Here is a 14914-nt window from a genome sequence, read left to right on the forward strand (position 1 = left end):
GGATCAGCCCGGCCTGCCCCACCTCGGGTACCGCGGCCCCGAGTGTCACATCCCCCGGCTGTCACAACTCACCGACTGCGGTGATGTGCACGACGGCCGCGCCTGCCTCGTCGGAGGCGGTCAGGTCGATCTCGGCGGTGAAGCCCCAGTCGTGGTCGCCCGCCGGGTCCTCGAAGATCTGCCGGACCAGCCAGCGCTCGGCTTCCTGCTCGATGATCAGCAGCGCCGGGCCGCGGGCGTCCGGGCCGACGCCGATCTGGCTGTGCAGGTCGTAGTACGGGTCCAGTGCGTCGGCCCACGCCTCGGCGTCCCAGCCCGCGTCGCCGTCGAGGTCGCCGAGGGCGGTGTAGTCGCGGCGGGCGGCCAGTTGCACGCGGTGGAACAGCGCGTTGCGCACCAGGACGCGGAACGCGCGCGTGTTCGTGGTGACCGCGGGCGGCGCCGTGTCGACCGGGGCCTGGCCGTCCTCGGTGGGGTTGGTGAGCTTCTCCCACTCGTCGAGCAGGCTGGAGTCGACCTGGCGGACCAGCTCGCCCAGCCACTCGATCAGGTCGGCGACCTCCTCGGTCTTCGCCTCGTCCGGCACGGTCTGGCGCACCGCGCGGTAGGCGTCGGCGAGGTAGCGCAGCACCAGGCCCTCCGAGCGCGCCAGCGCGTAGAACGACACGTACTCGGTGAACGTCATCGCCCGCTCGTACATGTCCCGCACCACCGACTTGGGCGAGAGCTGGTGGTCGCCGACCCACGGGTGCCCGCGCCGGTAGGTCTCGAACATCGGCCCGAGCAGCTCCGCCAGCGGCTTGGGGTGGGTGACCGCCTCCAGCAGCTCCATCCGCTGGTCGTACTCGATGCCCTCGGCCTTCATCGCCTGCACGGCCTCGCCGCGCGCCTTGTGCGCCTGCGCGGAGAGCACCTGCCTCGGATCGTCCAGCGTGGACTCCACAATGGACAGCAGATCCAGCGGGTAGGACGGCGACTCGCGGTCGAGCAGTTCCACCGCGGCCAGCGCGAACGGCGACAGCGGCTGGTTGAGCGCGAAGTCGAACTGCAGGTCGACGGTCAGCCGCACCCGGCGGCCCTGCTCGTCGGGCTCGTCGAGCTTCTCCACCACACCGGACTCCAGCAGCCCGCGGTAGATCGCGATGGCGCGGCGGATGTGGCGGCGCTGCGCGGCCCGGTCCTCGTGGTTGTCCTCCAGCAGGTGGCGCATCGCGGCGAACGCGTCACCGGGGCGGCCGATCACGTTGAGCAGCATCGAGTGGCTCACCTGGAAGCTGGAGGTCAGCGGCTCCGGCTCGGCGTCGCGCAGCCGCTCGAAGGTCGGCAGCCCCCACGACACCATCCCCTCCGGCGGCTTCTTGCGGACGAACTTGCGCCGCTTCTTCGGGTCGTCGCCCAGCTTCGCCAGCGACTTCTCGTTCTCGATCACGTGCTCCGGCGCCTGCACCAGCACCGTGCCCAGCGTGTCGTAGCCCGCCCGCCCGGCCCGGCCCGCGATCTGGTGGAACTCGCGCGCCTTGAGGATCCTGGTCCGCACCCCGTCGTACTTCGACAGCGCGGTGAACACGACCGTGCGGATCGGCACGTTGATCCCGACGCCCAGGGTGTCGGTGCCGCAGACGATCTTCATCAGCCCGGCCTGGGCGAGGCGCTCCACCAGCCGCCGGTACTTGGGCAGCATGCCCGCGTGGTGCACCCCGATGCCGTGGCGCACCAGCCGCGACAGCGTCTTGCCGAACCCGGAGGAGAACCGGAAGTCGCCGATCAGCGCCGCGATCCGCTCCTTCTCCTCGCGCGTGCACACGTTGATGCTCATCAGCGCCTGCGCCCGCTCCAGCGCCGCGGCCTGGGTGAAGTGCACGACGTATACCGGCGCCTGGTTGGTGCCGAGCAGCTCCTCCAGCGCCTCGGTCAGCGAGGTCATCCCGAACGAGTACAGCAGCGGGACCGGCCGCTGCGCCGAGGTAACCACCGCGGTGTCCCGACCGGTGCGCCTGGTCAGGTCGTCCTTGAACCGGGTGACATCGCCCAGGGTCGCCGACATCAGCACGAACTGCGCCCTCGGCAGCTCGATCAGCGGGATCTGCCACGCCCAGCCGCGGTCTGGCTCGGCGTAGAAGTGGAACTCGTCCATCACGACCTGGCCGACCTCGGCGGCCGCGCCGTCGCGCAACGCGATGTTGGCCAGGATCTCCGCCGTGCAGCAGATGATCGGCGCCGACCCGTTGACGCTGGAGTCGCCGGTCATCATGCCGACATTCTCGGCGCCGAAGGTCTCGCACAGCGCGAAGAACTTCTCCGACACCAGCGCCTTGATCGGCGCGGTGTAGAACGTCCGCTGCCCGTGCGCGAGCGCGGTGAAGTGCGCGCCGGTCGCCACCAGGCTCTTGCCGGACCCGGTCGGGGTGCTGAGGATGACGTTGGCCCCGGAGACGATCTCCATCAACGCCTCCTCTTGGGCCGGGTACAGCGACAACCCCTGATCGGCCGCCCAGGAGGCGAACGCGTCGAACAGGGCATCCGGGTCGGGGGAGGCGGGCAGCCGCGCGGTGAGCGTCATGGTGTGTCGATCGTGCCGGCCCACCCCACCCCCGGCGCGCACCGGCCGTCCGGCGGCGCGGCAACCGGGGCTGGACGCGCAGCGCGACGCCCACACCGGCAGGGGGCGGTGTGGGCGTCGCGCGCGGGGACTGGCGGTCCGCCGCGCGACGCGTGTGCGTCGCAGGGGTGCGCGGCGGGCCGCCGGTGGCCCAGGGGGAACAGCTACCGGTCAGTGCGGGTCGGGAACGAGGCAGGCGACGTCCGCGGCCGAGCCGGGGACGGTGCCGGGCGGGGATGAGGGGGCGGGTGGCGGGAGGAATCAGAACCTGTGCCCGTAGAGGACGCTTCGGACGGCGCCGATCACGGAGGTGAACAGGGGGAGGCTGGGGTGTTCGACGTCCGGGGCGGTGGCCCAGAACGCGACCGTGCGGTCGGTCTGCGCGGTGGGGAGCAGGACCCGGGTGGTCACCGGCTCCACACCGGGGGGCAGGGGCCTGCGGTGGTGCTCGTCCGGGATGGGCTGGGTGAGGAACGTCCACTCGGTGCGCTTGCCGGGCACCGCGAGCACCGGGCCCGCCAGCATCCGCAGGCGCAGCCACCACTGCACCTCGGCGCCGAGCCCGGCCCGCATCCGCAGGCCGCCGATCTGGTCCGCGCCGAGGTCGAGGTACGCGTTGCCCGCGTCGCCGTCCACCGGCCAGCCCAATCGTCTCCGGTAGTCCGGCACGTCGAACACGGGCGTGAGGTCCACGCCCCCGTCCAGCGCGCGCAGGTCGGACAGTTCCGCCGCGGTCATGGCGAGCCACCTTTCGCCGTCGCCGTCCGGAGTGCCCTGGTACTGGCCTGGTTGCCCGGCCGTCGACTGTCGTTCACCAGGATGGGTGACGGAAACCGGCTGGACTCATCTCAACCGGGCATAACCCCAGCGTGATACCGACCACACAGCGGTGGCTACGCCGCAGGTCAGACCATCTGTACCGGTCCGCTGAGGTGACTACGGCGGGAATTGGGAACGTTCGACCCTAGACGCGCTCGCTCGCGCTGAGCACCTTGCGCAGGAGACCGTGCGGGTGGCCGTGCCTGCGCCATTCCCTCGGGTAGCCCAACGACACCTCTTGGAACCGCACCCCGTCGTAATGCGTGATCCGCGGGATGTGCAGGTGGCCGTACACCATCACCGCGGTCGGGAACCGGGTGTGCCAGTCCGCGGTCAACTCCGTGCCGCACCACTGGGCGAACTCCGGGTACCGCAGCACCCTGGTCGGCTCCCGCACCGTCGGGTAGTGGTTGACCAGCACGAACGGCGCGGCCGGGTCGGCGGCGGCCGCCAGCCTCGCCCCGGTCTCGGCGACCCGCGCCCGGCACCAGTCGTCCCTGCTCGGGTACGGGTCGGAGTGCAGGTAGTACTCGTCGGTGCAGACCACCCCGCTGGCGTGCGCGATCTCCAACGCCTGCGCCTTGTTCTCGGCACCCTCCGGGCGGAACGTGTAGTCGTAGCCCAGGAACAGCGGCGCCACCGTGACCGGGCCGTCCTCGCCCTCCCACACCGCGTACTCGTCCTCCGGGCTCACCACCCCGATCCGGCGGCACATCTCGACGAACGCCTCGTACCGCGCCACCCCGCGCGCCTGCACGGCGTCGGCGGGCATCGTCCACAGCTCGTGGTTGCCCGGCGTCCACACCACCCGCGCGAACCGCTCCGCCAACAGCCCCAGCGCCCACTCCACGTCCGCCACCTGCTCGGCCACGTCGCCCGCGACGATCAGCCAGTCGTCGGCCGACTCCGGGCGCAGACCGCGCACGATCTCGCGGTTCTCCGCGTAGGAGATGTGCAGGTCGCTGATCGCCAGGAGAGTGCCCACCCGGTCGATCTTTCCACCAACCGGTGCGCGCGTGGGGGAGACGCGCGTCTCCGCCGAACCCACCTGCCTTGTCCTACCTCGCCCGGTGCTTGCGCGCTCTTACCTCGCCCGGTATTTGCGCGCTGTTATCTCGCCCGGTGCTTGCGCGCTGTCACCTTGCCCGGTGCTTGCGCGCTGTTATCTCGCCCGGTGCTTGCGCACCGTGATGTGCACCGGCGGCCGCACCCCGTCCCCCAGCCCCGTCTCCACCTCGTCGGCCAGGGTCCGCAGCACGTGCCAGCCGAAGGTGTCGGTCGCGGGCGCCCGGCCGTCGCGGGAGCGGGTGCTGGCGTGGAAGACGACCCCGGTGCCCCGGTCGGCGGTGGGAACCCGGGTGAAGCGGCACTCCAGGTCCGCTGACGGCGCGGCGAGCACGATCAGCTGCGAGCACACCTCGTCCACCGCCAACCGCAGGTCCGCGATCTCGTCGACGGTGAAGTCCGCGGCCATCGCCACCGCGACCGCCACCCCGCGCACCACGGGCAGGTTCACCAGGTCGGCCCGCAGCCGCAGCTCGACATCGGCGCCCTCGGGCTGGGTGGGGTCGCTCACCTGGGCTCCTCGGAGGTCGCGGGCCGGACCGGGACCGGTGGGACGCGCCGGGGCCACGCCCGGGTTCCCGGCCGTGCTGGGACGGCTCGATCCACCGGCGCAGAACCTACTAGGCTGGTCGCCGAAGCGGTTGAGCAGCCAGCCGCCAGACCGTCATGTCCACACTGTGAAGGGCTGCCATGAGTACGTCGGACCTGCTGACCGCCGAGTTCGCCGACCGCGACGACGCGGTGTTGCTGCACGTCCGCGGCGAGATCGACATGGGCACCGCGCCCGCGTTGCGCGAGCACCTCGAAGCCGCGGTCACCAGGGGCCCCGCCGCCGCCCCCGTGCTGCTCGACCTGACCAAGGTCGGGTTCCTCGCCTCGGCCGGGCTTGCCCTGCTGGTGGAGTACCACACCAGGTGCCGGGACTCGGGCCGCGCGCTGCGGGTGCTCACCGACGGCGGCGCCGTGCTGCGCGCCATCCAGGTCAGCTCGTTGGACAACGTCCTCGAGGTCCACCCGTCGATCGAGGCCGCGCTCACCGAGCACTGAGCACCGATTTACCCCAGCCGTGACCGCGAAGCGGTCCCACCGGGCATTCGGCCGGGCGGTCGTGGCACGCGTAGATTGATGACCACCAGACCGACCGCGGCGCTGCTCGACGGCGCCCGAGTGTGGTGGACGAACGTGGGAAGGGGCCCGACGGTGGATCGCGTGACGGGCCTGGTGGTGCCATGACGGCTGAGAACGTGACAGCCGCCGCCGCGCACACCGCCCTGCTCTACCGGGGCGCCGTGGAATACCTGGGCGCCGTGCTGCCTTTCGTGCGCGATGGCGTGGCGGTCGGTGACGCGGTCACGGTCGCCGCGCCCGCGGCCAACCTGGCGATGCTGCGCGAGGAGTGCGCCGCCGAGGGCTTCGCCGACCGGGTCCGCTGGCTGGACATGGCCGAGGTCGGCGGCAACCCGGGCCGGATCGTGCCCGCCGTGCTGCACCCGGTGCTCGACAGACCCGCCCGCGTGGTGACCGAGGTGGTGTGGCCGAAACGGCCGTCGACCCAGTACCAGTCCTGCGTCCGGCACGAGGCGCTGGCCAACCGGCTGCTCGACGGCAGGACCCTGCGGCTGCTGTGCCCCTACGACGCGGCCGCGCTCGGCGACTCCGTTCTCGCTGACGCGCTCATCACGCACCCCGGTGTGCTCGACCGTGGGGGTTACCGCGTCAGCACCGAGTACGCCCCGGAGGCAGCGCTACTCGGTGGCGACCAAGCCCCGACCGCGCCGACCAAGGCCCGCAATCTCCTTGTCGGGGTGGGGGAGTTGGGCGCGGCAAGAGCGCTGGTCTCCACTGAAGCCCGCGCGCACGGCCTTTCAGAGCAGCGGGTCGGTGACGTGGCTCTAGTGATTACCGAGCTGGTCACCAACAGCATCGAGCACGGCGGCGGTCAGGCCACCTTGAGCGTGTGGGTGGTCGACGGCGAACTGGTCTGCCAGGTGCGTGACGGTGGCAGGCTCGCCGACCCGCTGGCCGGTTTGCGACCCGCGCCGGTCGACCAGGCGCACGGACGCGGTTTGCTGCTGGTGCACACCCTCGCTGACCTGGTCACCATCCACGCCGCGGGCGACGGCACCGTGGTCCGCGCGCACTTCACCCGGCAACCAGGCGCTTGACCCCGCCGCGGATCGGGTAAGTCCCCGACAGGACAGCCGAACGCGACCTGGAGGGCAGTGGAGATGACCGAGCATCCCCGCGGTGTGGCCCGCAGGCTCGTCGCCGTGACCCGCGGCGGCGACCTCGACCCCACCGCACGCACCGGCGCGCTCGACGTGCTCGCCGGACCGGACCACCGCGACCGCCTCGCCGCCGTGCTGCACGAGCTGGTGGTGGCCACCGCCGACATGATGCTGTGCCGCGCCGAGTCGACCGGACCGGACAAGGCCTTCGTGCTCGACCTGCGCGACGACGCGGGCGAGGTGGTCGACGTGGACACCCTGGACCCGCCGGTGCGCGCCCTGGTGCGGGCGCTGCTCGCGCAGCTCAACGGGCGCCCCGACGACGTGCAGACCCAGCTCGACCTGGCGATGCTCGACGACCCGCGGTTCGACCCGGTCGACGTGCTGGTGCTGGCGCTGCTGTGGACGGTGGGATCGATCGAGTGGTGCGAGCAGCACGACGCGCCGACCCCCGGTTGGCTCGTATGAGCGGTGTGGTCACCCTCGCTGAGGAACTGGCGGAGATGACCAGGTTGGTCGAGGGCGACGACGTCCACTCCGCCTTCGACCGCTTCACCGCCAGGGTGGCGGGCACGATCCCCGGCTGCGCGCACGCCGCCCTCACGGTGCGCACCCACCGCGGCGACTTCGAGACGGTGGGCACCCAGCCCGTCGACCTCCTCGAACCCGGTCCCGTCACCGAGGCGTTGATCCACCACGAACCGCGCCGCCTCGACGACGCCTCGGCCGACGAACGCTGGCCCACCTTCTCCACGCAGCTGCTGTTGGCCGGGTGGCAGGCGTGTCTGTCGCTACCGGTGCCGACCGGCGAACGAGGACAGGCGGTGCTGACGGTGTTCTCGCGGGACCCCGACCAGTTCGGCGAGGCCTCGCACGACCTGGTGATGCTGCTGACGCTGAACGCGGGCGTGGTCTTCGACAACGTCTCGCTCTACCACCACAGCACCCGCTTGATCGAACAGCTGCGCACGGCACTGACCACCCGCGCCACCATCGGCCAGGCCCAGGGCCTGTTGATGCAGCAGTTCGGCTACGACTCCGAGGCCGCGTTCGACACGCTCACCCGCGCCTCGCAGAACTCCAACCGCAAGCTCCGCGATGTCGCCGCGTCCATGGTCGAGGCGCACAACAACCACACCTTCGCCGCGGTCCTCCAGGCGTTCAACCTCTCCGCGCCGGATCTCGTCTAGTCCAGTTCGGACAGAGTGTCCAGGATCTGTTGGCCGTACCGCGCGAGCTTGGCCTCGCCCACGCCGCTTATCCCGGTCAGGTCCGACATCACCTTGGGCCGCGCCGCCGCGATCTGCCGCAGTGTCGCGTCGTGGAAGATGACGTAGGCGGGAACGCCCTGCTCCTTGGCCGAAGCCGCCCGCCACGCGCGCAGAGCCTCGAACACCGGCGCCGCCTCCGCGGGCATGTCCACCGCGGCCGCTTTGGCCGACTGCCGCGACGTCGAGGTCCGGGCGACCTTCTCCGGTTCGCGCCGCATCAACACCTCGCGGCCCTTGAACAGCACCTCGGCGCTGCCGTCGGTCAACGCGAGCGTTCCGTACTCACCGGTGACGTCGAGCAGGCCCTGGGCGAGCAACTGCCTGGCCACACCGCGCCACTGGCTCTCGGTGAGCTCGGTGCCCTTGCCGAACACCGACAGCTCGTCGTGCCGGTGCTGGCTGACCTTCTCCGTCTGCTTGCCCAGCAGGATGTCGACGACCTGCACCACACCGAAGTGCTGGCCGCGCTCGTGGTCGAGCCGGTACACCGCCGAGAGCAGCTTCTGCGCGGGCACCGTGCCGTCCCAGGTCTGCGGCGGGGTCAGGCAGGTGTCGCAGTTGCCGCACGCCTTGCCGCTCTGGCCGAAGTAGTTGAGCAGCTGCACGCGCCTGCACTCGACCGTCTCGCACAGCGCGAGCATGGCGTCGAGGTGCCGGTTGAGCTTGCGGCGGTGCGCGGTGTCGCCCTCGGAGTTCTCGATCAGCTTGCGCTGGGTGACCACGTCGGTGAGGCCGTAGGCCAGCCACGCGGTGGACGGCTGGCCGTCGCGGCCCGCCCGGCCGGTCTCCTGGTAGTACCCCTCCACCGACTTCGGCAGGTCGAGGTGCGCGACGAACCGGACGTCGGGCTTGTCGATGCCCATGCCGAACGCGATGGTGGCCACCACGACCAGGCCGTCCTCGCGCAGGAACCGGGACTGGTTGGTCGCCCTGACCCGCGCGTCCAGGCCCGCGTGGTACGGCACGGCCGGGATCCCGTTGTCGGACAGGAACTGCGCGGTCTTCTCCACCGACGCGCGCGACAGGCAGTAGACGATCCCGGCCTCGCCGCGGTGCTCGGTGCGCAGCAGGTCGAGCAGCTGCTTGGTCGGGCTGGCCTTGGGCACGATCCGGTACTGGATGTTGGGCCGGTCGAAGCTGGCCACGAAGTGCTTGGCGGCGCCCAGGTTCAGCCGCTGCGCGATCTCGGTGTGCGTCGCCTTGGTCGCGGTGGCGGTCAACGCGATCCGGGGTACTTCCGGCCACCGCTCGTGCAGCGCTGACAGTTCCAGGTAGTCCGGCCGGAAGTCGTGGCCCCACTGGGACACACAGTGCGCCTCGTCGATCGCGAACAGCGCGATCTTGCCCCGGTCGAGCAGCTGCGCCGTTGACTCCAACCGCAGCCGTTCCGGCGCTAGGTACAGCAGGTCGAGCTCGCCGTCGACGAAGGCCTTCTCCACCTCGCGGCGGGCCATCGAGTCCTGCGTGGAGTTGAGGAACCCGGCGCGCACGCCCAGGTTGCGCAGGGCGTCCACCTGGTCCTGCATCAACGCGATCAGCGGCGAGATCACCACGCCGGCACCCGGGCGGACCAGCGCCGGGATCTGGTAGCACAGCGACTTGCCGCCGCCGGTGGGCATCAGCACCAGCGCGTCACCGCCGTCGGCGACGGTGGTGATGATCTCCTCCTGCTCGCCGCGGAAGGAGTCGTAGCCGAACACCCGGTTCAGCACCTCGGTGACGGCGTCCCTGGTCGCGGTGGCGGGTGGCTCGGTCGGCTCGGTACTGGGGTGGGTTTCGCTCGGCACGGCGGACACGGCGGCGATCCTACGGGCTCGTCGGATTTCGCCGGGGTCCGGTGCGCGCGGCCTGTGGACAACTACCCTGGCGGCATGACCTCGAGGCCCACCCCGACCCCGGTGCCGGACCGATGAGCAACACCGAGGCCGCGCCCGCGGCGCTCTCGTGCAGGCCGGACCCGGCCACCCCCGGCGTCGAGGTGCTGACCGCGCGCGAGGTGCCCCTGGGCGGTCCGCGGGCGATGCGGGTCCGGCGCACGTTGCCGCAGCGCGACAGGTCGCTGATCGGCGCGTGGTGCTTCGTCGACCACTACGGCCCGGACCGGGTCTCGGACGCCGGTGGCATGGACGTGGCCCCCCACCCGCACACCGGGCTGCAGACGGTGAGCTGGCTGTTCTCGGGGGAGATCGAGCACCGCGACAGCCTGGGCACCCATGAGTTCGTCCGGCCCGGTGAGGTCAACCTGATGACCGGCGGCGCGGGGATCTGCCACTCGGAGGTCTCCACCGCGGCGACCGAGGTCCTGCACGGCGTGCAGCTGTGGGTAGCGCTGCCGGACGAGCACCGCGATGCCCCGCGTGCGTTCGAGCACTACGCGCCTGAGCCGGTCGTGCTTGATGGGGGGACCGCGCGCGTGTTCCTCGGGTCGTTGGCGGGCAGCAAGTCCCCGGTCGCCACGTTCACGCCGCTGCTCGGTGCGGAAGTCGTAGTGGAACCGCGCGACAGGGTCACGCTGGACGTCGACCCGGCGTTTGAGCACGGGGTCCTGCTCGACACAGGGCAGATTTGTGTGTCGGGGGAGCCTCTTGGGCTATCCGAACTCGGTTACCTGGGACGTGGGCGGTCGCAGCTAGACCTGACCAACCTTGGTGACGAGCCTTCGCGCGTGCTGGTGCTGGGCGGTCCGCCGTTCACGGAGCCGATCCTGATGTGGTGGAACTTCGTGGCCCGCACACACGAGGAGATCGTCGCCTACCGCGAGGCGTGGCAGAACGAGTCGGACCAGTTCGGTCGCGTAGAGGGCTACACGGGTAGTCCAGCGAGGTTGCCCGCACCTGTGCTGCCACCGGTCACGATCAAACCGCGTCGTAACCGCAGTTCTTAGCCTGTCAGGAACTTGAGTACGGCTTGGTTCCACTGCTGCGGGTGGGTTATGTGCACGCCGTGGGGGCCACTGGGGATGACCACCGTTGGCGCGTCGACCCTGTGCGATGGCGCTACCGCGTCACCCTCGCCGCTGATGACGAGCGTCGGCAAGCCCGCTGCGGCGACGTCTGCGGCTAGATCGAGCGTTGGGTCTGACCACGCGTCGATCACGGTGAGGGTCGCGCGTGCCGATGAGGCTGCCGCTGTCGAGAGCAGGTGTCGGCGCGTGGCCTCGTCGAGCGCGATCTCGCCATTGACGCTGAAGAACCGGGTCAGGACGTCGTCCAGCATCGCGACCCGATGCCATCTGGCCGCTGCGCGCAGGTCGCGTCCTAGCGCTGAGGCGCCACCCAACGGGCTGGCCAACACCAGCCCGTGCACCCTGTCAGACCCGTGCGTCGCTAGATAGCGGGCTGTCTCGACAGCGCCAGAGGAGAAACCGACCAGAACGACGTCGGTCAGGTCTAAGTGCGTGATCAATCCGTGTAAGTCGTCGACGAGGGTCGCCGGGGTGTAGCCGTCCCACGCGCGGGTCGTGCGGCCGAACCCGCGCCGGTCGTAGGTGAGCACCCGGTGTCCCGCCTCGACCAGCGCGCCGACCTGGCACTCCCACGACTCCGAGGTCAGCGGCCACCCCGCCACGAGCAGCACGGGCGGCCCCGAGCCCGCGTCCTCGTAGTACAGCTCGACGTCCGGTCCGACTCGCAGCAGCGGCACAGCACACCCCTTCACCCAGGTCCACAGCGTGGAACTCCGGGGACGTCTGTGAATCGGTCATCTGACCGCACATACATGAGGATCGTTCGGTAGGTCGTACGTAGGGCAGAGTGGGGACGTGGACGTGATCGGCCGCGCGGCGGAGCTGGCAGCGCTGCGGCGCGTGATCGATCGGGACCCCGGCGTCGAGCCCAACCTGGTGCTGCACGGCGACCCTGGGGTCGGCAAGACGGTGCTGCTGCGGGCCGGGATCGAGTACGCGACCGGGCGCGGGGTCCGCGTGCTGGGCGGGTCCGGCTACGAGAGCGAGGCGCAGCTGGCCTTCGCCGGCCTGCACCAGCTGTTCGCGCCCGTGCTCGACTACTTCGACCGGGTGGAGCCGTACCACCGCGAGGTGCTGCGCCGCGTGCTCGGGTTCGAGGCGGGTCCGGTGCCCGACCGGCTGGCGATCTCGGTGGCCTCGCTCGCGGTGCTGGCCGAGGTGGCCAAGGACGGCCCGGTGCTGGTCGCGGTCGAGGACGCGCACTGGGTGGACCACCCCACCCGCGAGGTCATGATGTTCATCCTGCTGCGGCTGCGCCCCTACGACCTGAGGGCGATCTTCGCGCGCAGGCCGTTGCTCAGCAGTGAGCGCGTCACCCCCAGCATCCACATGTACGAGGTGAACCCGCTCCCGGACGTTGACGCTATGGAGCTGCTGGCTCGGTCTTACCCTGACTTGCCTGTGCGGGCGCGTGAGCAGGTACTTCGCTACGCGGCGGGCAACCCGTTGGCGCTAGTCGAGCTGCCCGCGGTACTCGGCACAGATGCCGCTACCGGGCTGGAGATGCTGCCCCCCGGTGCGTCGACCAGGACCAAGCTGGAGTCGACCTTCGCGGGTCGGGTGCGAGAGCTCGACACCGACCTGCGCCGGATGTTGCTCCTGACCGCCCTCGACGGCGACCTGCTGGAGAACCGCGCGCACCCGACCTCGCTGGCGCAGCCGCTGCTGGCCGAGCTGGAGCGGGTCGGCCTGATCACCCACGACTCCACCCTGTCCGGCCTGCGGTTCCGGCACCCGCTGGTGCGCTCGGCGATCATCGACTCGGCCGCGCCCGACGAGCTGCGCGCCGCCAACGCCGAACTCGCCGAGCGGTACCGGGACGCCCCGGAACGGCGGGTCTGGCACCTCGCGGAGGCCGCGGTCGAGGCGGACGAGGCCGTCGCCGCCGAGATCGAGCGGACGGCGCTCGCGGCGAGCCTGCGCGGCGGCAGCGGCCTGGCCGTCCCCGCGTTGCGCCGGGCCGCCGCGCTGAGCCCGGACCCCGCCGACGCTGCCGCGCGGCTGCACCGCGGCGCCGAGTTGGCGGGGGAGTCCGGCCAGCTGCACCTGGCGCAGAAGCTGCTCGACGAGGCCCGCGCCCTGCTCGACGACCCCGCGCACGGCCTGGTCACCCGCGCCAGGATCGCCCTGCTGCGCGACGGTGACCTCTCCGGCGCGCGCAGGCTGCTCGAACACACGCCGGTGACAGACCGGGTGCTGCATCTATGGCTGACCATCGCCACCTACACCCAGGACCCGGACGAGTGGGACAGGCTGGGCAAGGCTCTAGCCGCCATCGAGAACCCCGACGAGTCCACGCTGCTCTCGTACGACGTCCTCTCCAGCGCCCCTGTCGCTGACGCGCCGCGACGACTTCACACCGCGTTCGATCTCTTACCCGCGACCGCGTCTCCTGGCCGGATCGTGGACCTGTGCAGGCTCGCGACCTGGCTGGACTCACTGCACGAGCACCGGACCCGGTTGCGTGACCTGATCGACCGGGAAAGCGGCGGGGGAGCGGTCACGCACGTCGCCGCCTGCCACTGGTTCGCCGCCCACGACCACTTCCTGGCAGGCGACTGGGACGCCGCCGAGTCGTCCGCCGAGGCCGGGCTGGACCTGTGCGTGCGGCACGACCTGGAGTTGATCGCGCAAGACCTGCGCTGCACGCTGGGCTGGCTCGCCGCGAACAGGGGAGACGTCGACAGCGCGCGGGAGTACAGCAGCACGGTCGAACGGTGGGCAGAGCCGCGAGGCAGCGCGCTGCACTTAGCCCTATCCGCCCGAAACATCGCCGCTGCGGCACTGGCAGAGGGCGACTACGAGACCGCTTACGTCACCTTGTCCGCTATCGCCGAGCACGCCAGTTACGCCCCCTGGCTCTTGTTCGACCTTGTCGAGTCCGCGGTCCGCACCCGCCGACCCGCCACCGCGTACGTCGAAGCCGCCGAACAAGCCCGCCTAGCCGACCGCTCCCCCCGCCTCCGCCTCCACGTCTTCGCAGCCAAAGCCCTGAGCACCCCCGACGACAACACCGCGATAGCCCTGTTCCGCGCCGCGCTGGCCCTACCCCTGGTCGAACAATGGCCCTTCGACCACGCCCGAATCCGCCTAGCCCTAGGCGAAACCCACCGAAGAAACCACCGCCCCGGCGAAGCCCGCCCAGAACTCCGCCGCGCCGCAGAGCTCTTCCGCCGCACCGGAGCCACGACCTGGCAACGCAGAGCAGAACAAGAACTCCGAGCCACCGGGCTGGCCATCAACACCGAGCCCACCGCTGACACCCTTACCGCACAGCAGTTGGAGGTGGCCAACCTCGCCGCCACCGGCCTCACCAACAAGGAAATCGCCGAACGCCTTTACCTCTCTCCCCGTACGGTTAGCGCCCATCTCTATCGCATCTTCCCCAAGCTGGGGATAACGACCCGCTCGGCTCTTCGGGACGCGCTCGCGTCTCTGTGATCTGGATGGGTTGTGGGGGTGTCCACAGGGGGGAGGTTCACTCTGGGGGTGTGGTGGGGTCGCTACTAGGCTGTGTATCGGGGGGTGCTTGGGGCGGTTTGATCTTGAGCTGAGGGGTGTCTGGCTCTCGGTCTCGCCTGCGGCGTCGACGAACAGACCTCGCCTTCGGCATTGGCCTGGGCGCGAGTTTCGAGCTGTGCTCGATGGGGCGAACTTGTTTTGTGCGGGGCCTTGACCTCAACCGGTGATCGCGCCGCCGTGGTTGACCAGCAGTTCGTTCATCTTTTCGATGGGTTTGTACCAGTCGAGGGTCTGGCGGGGGCGGCCGTTGAGTTCGTGGGCCACGTCGTCGAGGTGGGCCTGGGAGTGGACCGAGAGGTCGGTTCCCTTGGGGAAGTACTGGCGGAGTAACCGGTTGGTGTTCTCGTTCGTCCCGCGTTGCCACGGCGAGTGAGGATCGCAGAAATACACGGGCATTCCAGTGGCCGTGGTGAAGGTGGCGTGGTCTGCCATCTCGCTGCCTTGG

At 70.7% G+C, this 14914-nt stretch carries 13 protein-coding genes; 6 read left to right on the forward strand and 7 right to left on the reverse strand.

The window, feature by feature from the left end; translation table 11 throughout:
• Positions 1-61: 61 nt before the first annotated feature.
• From BMY07_RS16400 to BMY07_RS16415, 4 genes are all read right to left on the reverse strand, one after another.
• A complete protein-coding gene (locus BMY07_RS16400; protein ID WP_092779046.1) occupies positions 62-2560 on the reverse strand; it encodes a DEAD/DEAH box helicase in 2499 nt (832 codons plus the stop codon).
• 300 nt (positions 2561-2860) lie between these two features.
• Positions 2861-3337: a hypothetical protein gene (locus BMY07_RS16405; protein WP_092779048.1), complete on the reverse strand. Its 477-nt coding sequence runs from the start codon at positions 3335-3337 to the stop codon at positions 2861-2863.
• A gap of 226 nt (positions 3338-3563) precedes the next feature.
• Positions 3564-4412, reverse strand: a complete 849-nt coding sequence (locus BMY07_RS16410) for a metallophosphoesterase family protein (RefSeq protein ID WP_177215611.1) — start codon at positions 4410-4412, stop codon at positions 3564-3566.
• Between the two features lie 168 nt (positions 4413-4580).
• Positions 4581-4994 carry an ATP-binding protein gene (locus BMY07_RS16415; RefSeq protein WP_092779052.1) on the reverse strand — a complete coding sequence of 138 codons (414 nt, stop codon included), beginning with the start codon at positions 4992-4994 and terminating at the stop codon, positions 4581-4583.
• A 179-nt stretch (positions 4995-5173) separates the two neighbouring features.
• Here BMY07_RS16415 and BMY07_RS16420 point away from each other — a divergent pair, with 179 nt between their 5' ends.
• From BMY07_RS16420 to BMY07_RS16435, 4 genes are all read left to right on the forward strand, one after another.
• Positions 5174-5530, forward strand: coding sequence for an STAS domain-containing protein (locus tag BMY07_RS16420; protein WP_092779054.1), 357 nt, complete (start codon positions 5174-5176; stop codon positions 5528-5530).
• A gap of 182 nt (positions 5531-5712) precedes the next feature.
• Positions 5713-6648 (forward strand): sensor histidine kinase, encoded by a 936-nt coding sequence (locus tag BMY07_RS16425; protein WP_092779056.1) that lies wholly within the window; start codon positions 5713-5715, stop codon positions 6646-6648.
• Between the two features lie 63 nt (positions 6649-6711).
• Positions 6712-7179, forward strand: coding sequence for a hypothetical protein (locus BMY07_RS16430; protein ID WP_143073517.1), 468 nt, complete (start codon positions 6712-6714; stop codon positions 7177-7179).
• Positions 7176-7901 (forward strand): GAF and ANTAR domain-containing protein, encoded by a 726-nt coding sequence (locus BMY07_RS16435; RefSeq protein WP_092779060.1) that lies wholly within the window; start codon positions 7176-7178, stop codon positions 7899-7901. Before BMY07_RS16430 ends, BMY07_RS16435 begins: the two co-directional genes overlap by 4 nt.
• Here BMY07_RS16435 and recQ read toward each other — a convergent pair.
• Positions 7898-9694: a DNA helicase RecQ gene (gene recQ, locus BMY07_RS16440; protein ID WP_245782436.1), complete on the reverse strand. Its 1797-nt coding sequence runs from the start codon at positions 9692-9694 to the stop codon at positions 7898-7900. The two genes, BMY07_RS16435 and recQ, sit on opposite strands and share 4 nt — an antisense overlap.
• Positions 9695-9891: 197 nt before the next feature.
• Between recQ and BMY07_RS16445 the strand changes: the two genes are divergently transcribed.
• Positions 9892-10866, forward strand: a complete 975-nt coding sequence (locus tag BMY07_RS16445; RefSeq protein WP_092779062.1) for a pirin family protein — start codon at positions 9892-9894, stop codon at positions 10864-10866.
• On the opposite strand, the gene BMY07_RS16450 is transcribed toward BMY07_RS16445, so the two are convergent.
• Positions 10863-11624 (reverse strand): alpha/beta fold hydrolase, encoded by a 762-nt coding sequence (locus BMY07_RS16450; protein WP_177215604.1) that lies wholly within the window; start codon positions 11622-11624, stop codon positions 10863-10865. The two genes, BMY07_RS16445 and BMY07_RS16450, sit on opposite strands and share 4 nt — an antisense overlap.
• A 118-nt stretch (positions 11625-11742) precedes the next feature.
• Between BMY07_RS16450 and BMY07_RS16455 the strand changes: the two genes are divergently transcribed.
• Positions 11743-14388 (forward strand): AAA family ATPase, encoded by a 2646-nt coding sequence (locus BMY07_RS16455; RefSeq protein WP_092779066.1) that lies wholly within the window; start codon positions 11743-11745, stop codon positions 14386-14388.
• A gap of 237 nt (positions 14389-14625) precedes the next feature.
• On the opposite strand, the gene BMY07_RS16460 is transcribed toward BMY07_RS16455, so the two are convergent.
• The coding region (locus BMY07_RS16460; protein WP_143073518.1) for an IS30 family transposase at positions 14626-14914 on the reverse strand (289 nt) is incomplete at its 5' end.

Source organism: Actinokineospora terrae, assembly GCF_900111175.1.
Lineage (GTDB): Bacteria > Actinomycetota > Actinomycetes > Mycobacteriales > Pseudonocardiaceae > Actinokineospora > Actinokineospora terrae.

What these genes read in the sequence shown, in the direction of transcription:
- BMY07_RS16400 (WP_092779046.1), bottom strand. Translation starts at nt 2,560, where the DNA reads ATGACGCTCACCGCGCGGCTGCCCGCCTCCCCCGACCCGGATGCCCTG.
- BMY07_RS16405 (WP_092779048.1), bottom strand. Translation starts at nt 3,337, where the DNA reads ATGACCGCGGCGGAACTGTCCGACCTGCGCGCGCTGGACGGGGGCGTG.
- BMY07_RS16420 (WP_092779054.1), top strand. Translation starts at nt 5,174, where the DNA reads ATGAGTACGTCGGACCTGCTGACCGCCGAGTTCGCCGACCGCGACGAC.
- BMY07_RS16425 (WP_092779056.1), top strand. Translation starts at nt 5,713, where the DNA reads ATGACGGCTGAGAACGTGACAGCCGCCGCCGCGCACACCGCCCTGCTC.
- BMY07_RS16430 (WP_143073517.1), top strand. Translation starts at nt 6,712, where the DNA reads ATGACCGAGCATCCCCGCGGTGTGGCCCGCAGGCTCGTCGCCGTGACC.
- BMY07_RS16435 (WP_092779060.1), top strand. Translation starts at nt 7,176, where the DNA reads ATGAGCGGTGTGGTCACCCTCGCTGAGGAACTGGCGGAGATGACCAGG.
- BMY07_RS16445 (WP_092779062.1), top strand. Translation starts at nt 9,892, where the DNA reads ATGAGCAACACCGAGGCCGCGCCCGCGGCGCTCTCGTGCAGGCCGGAC.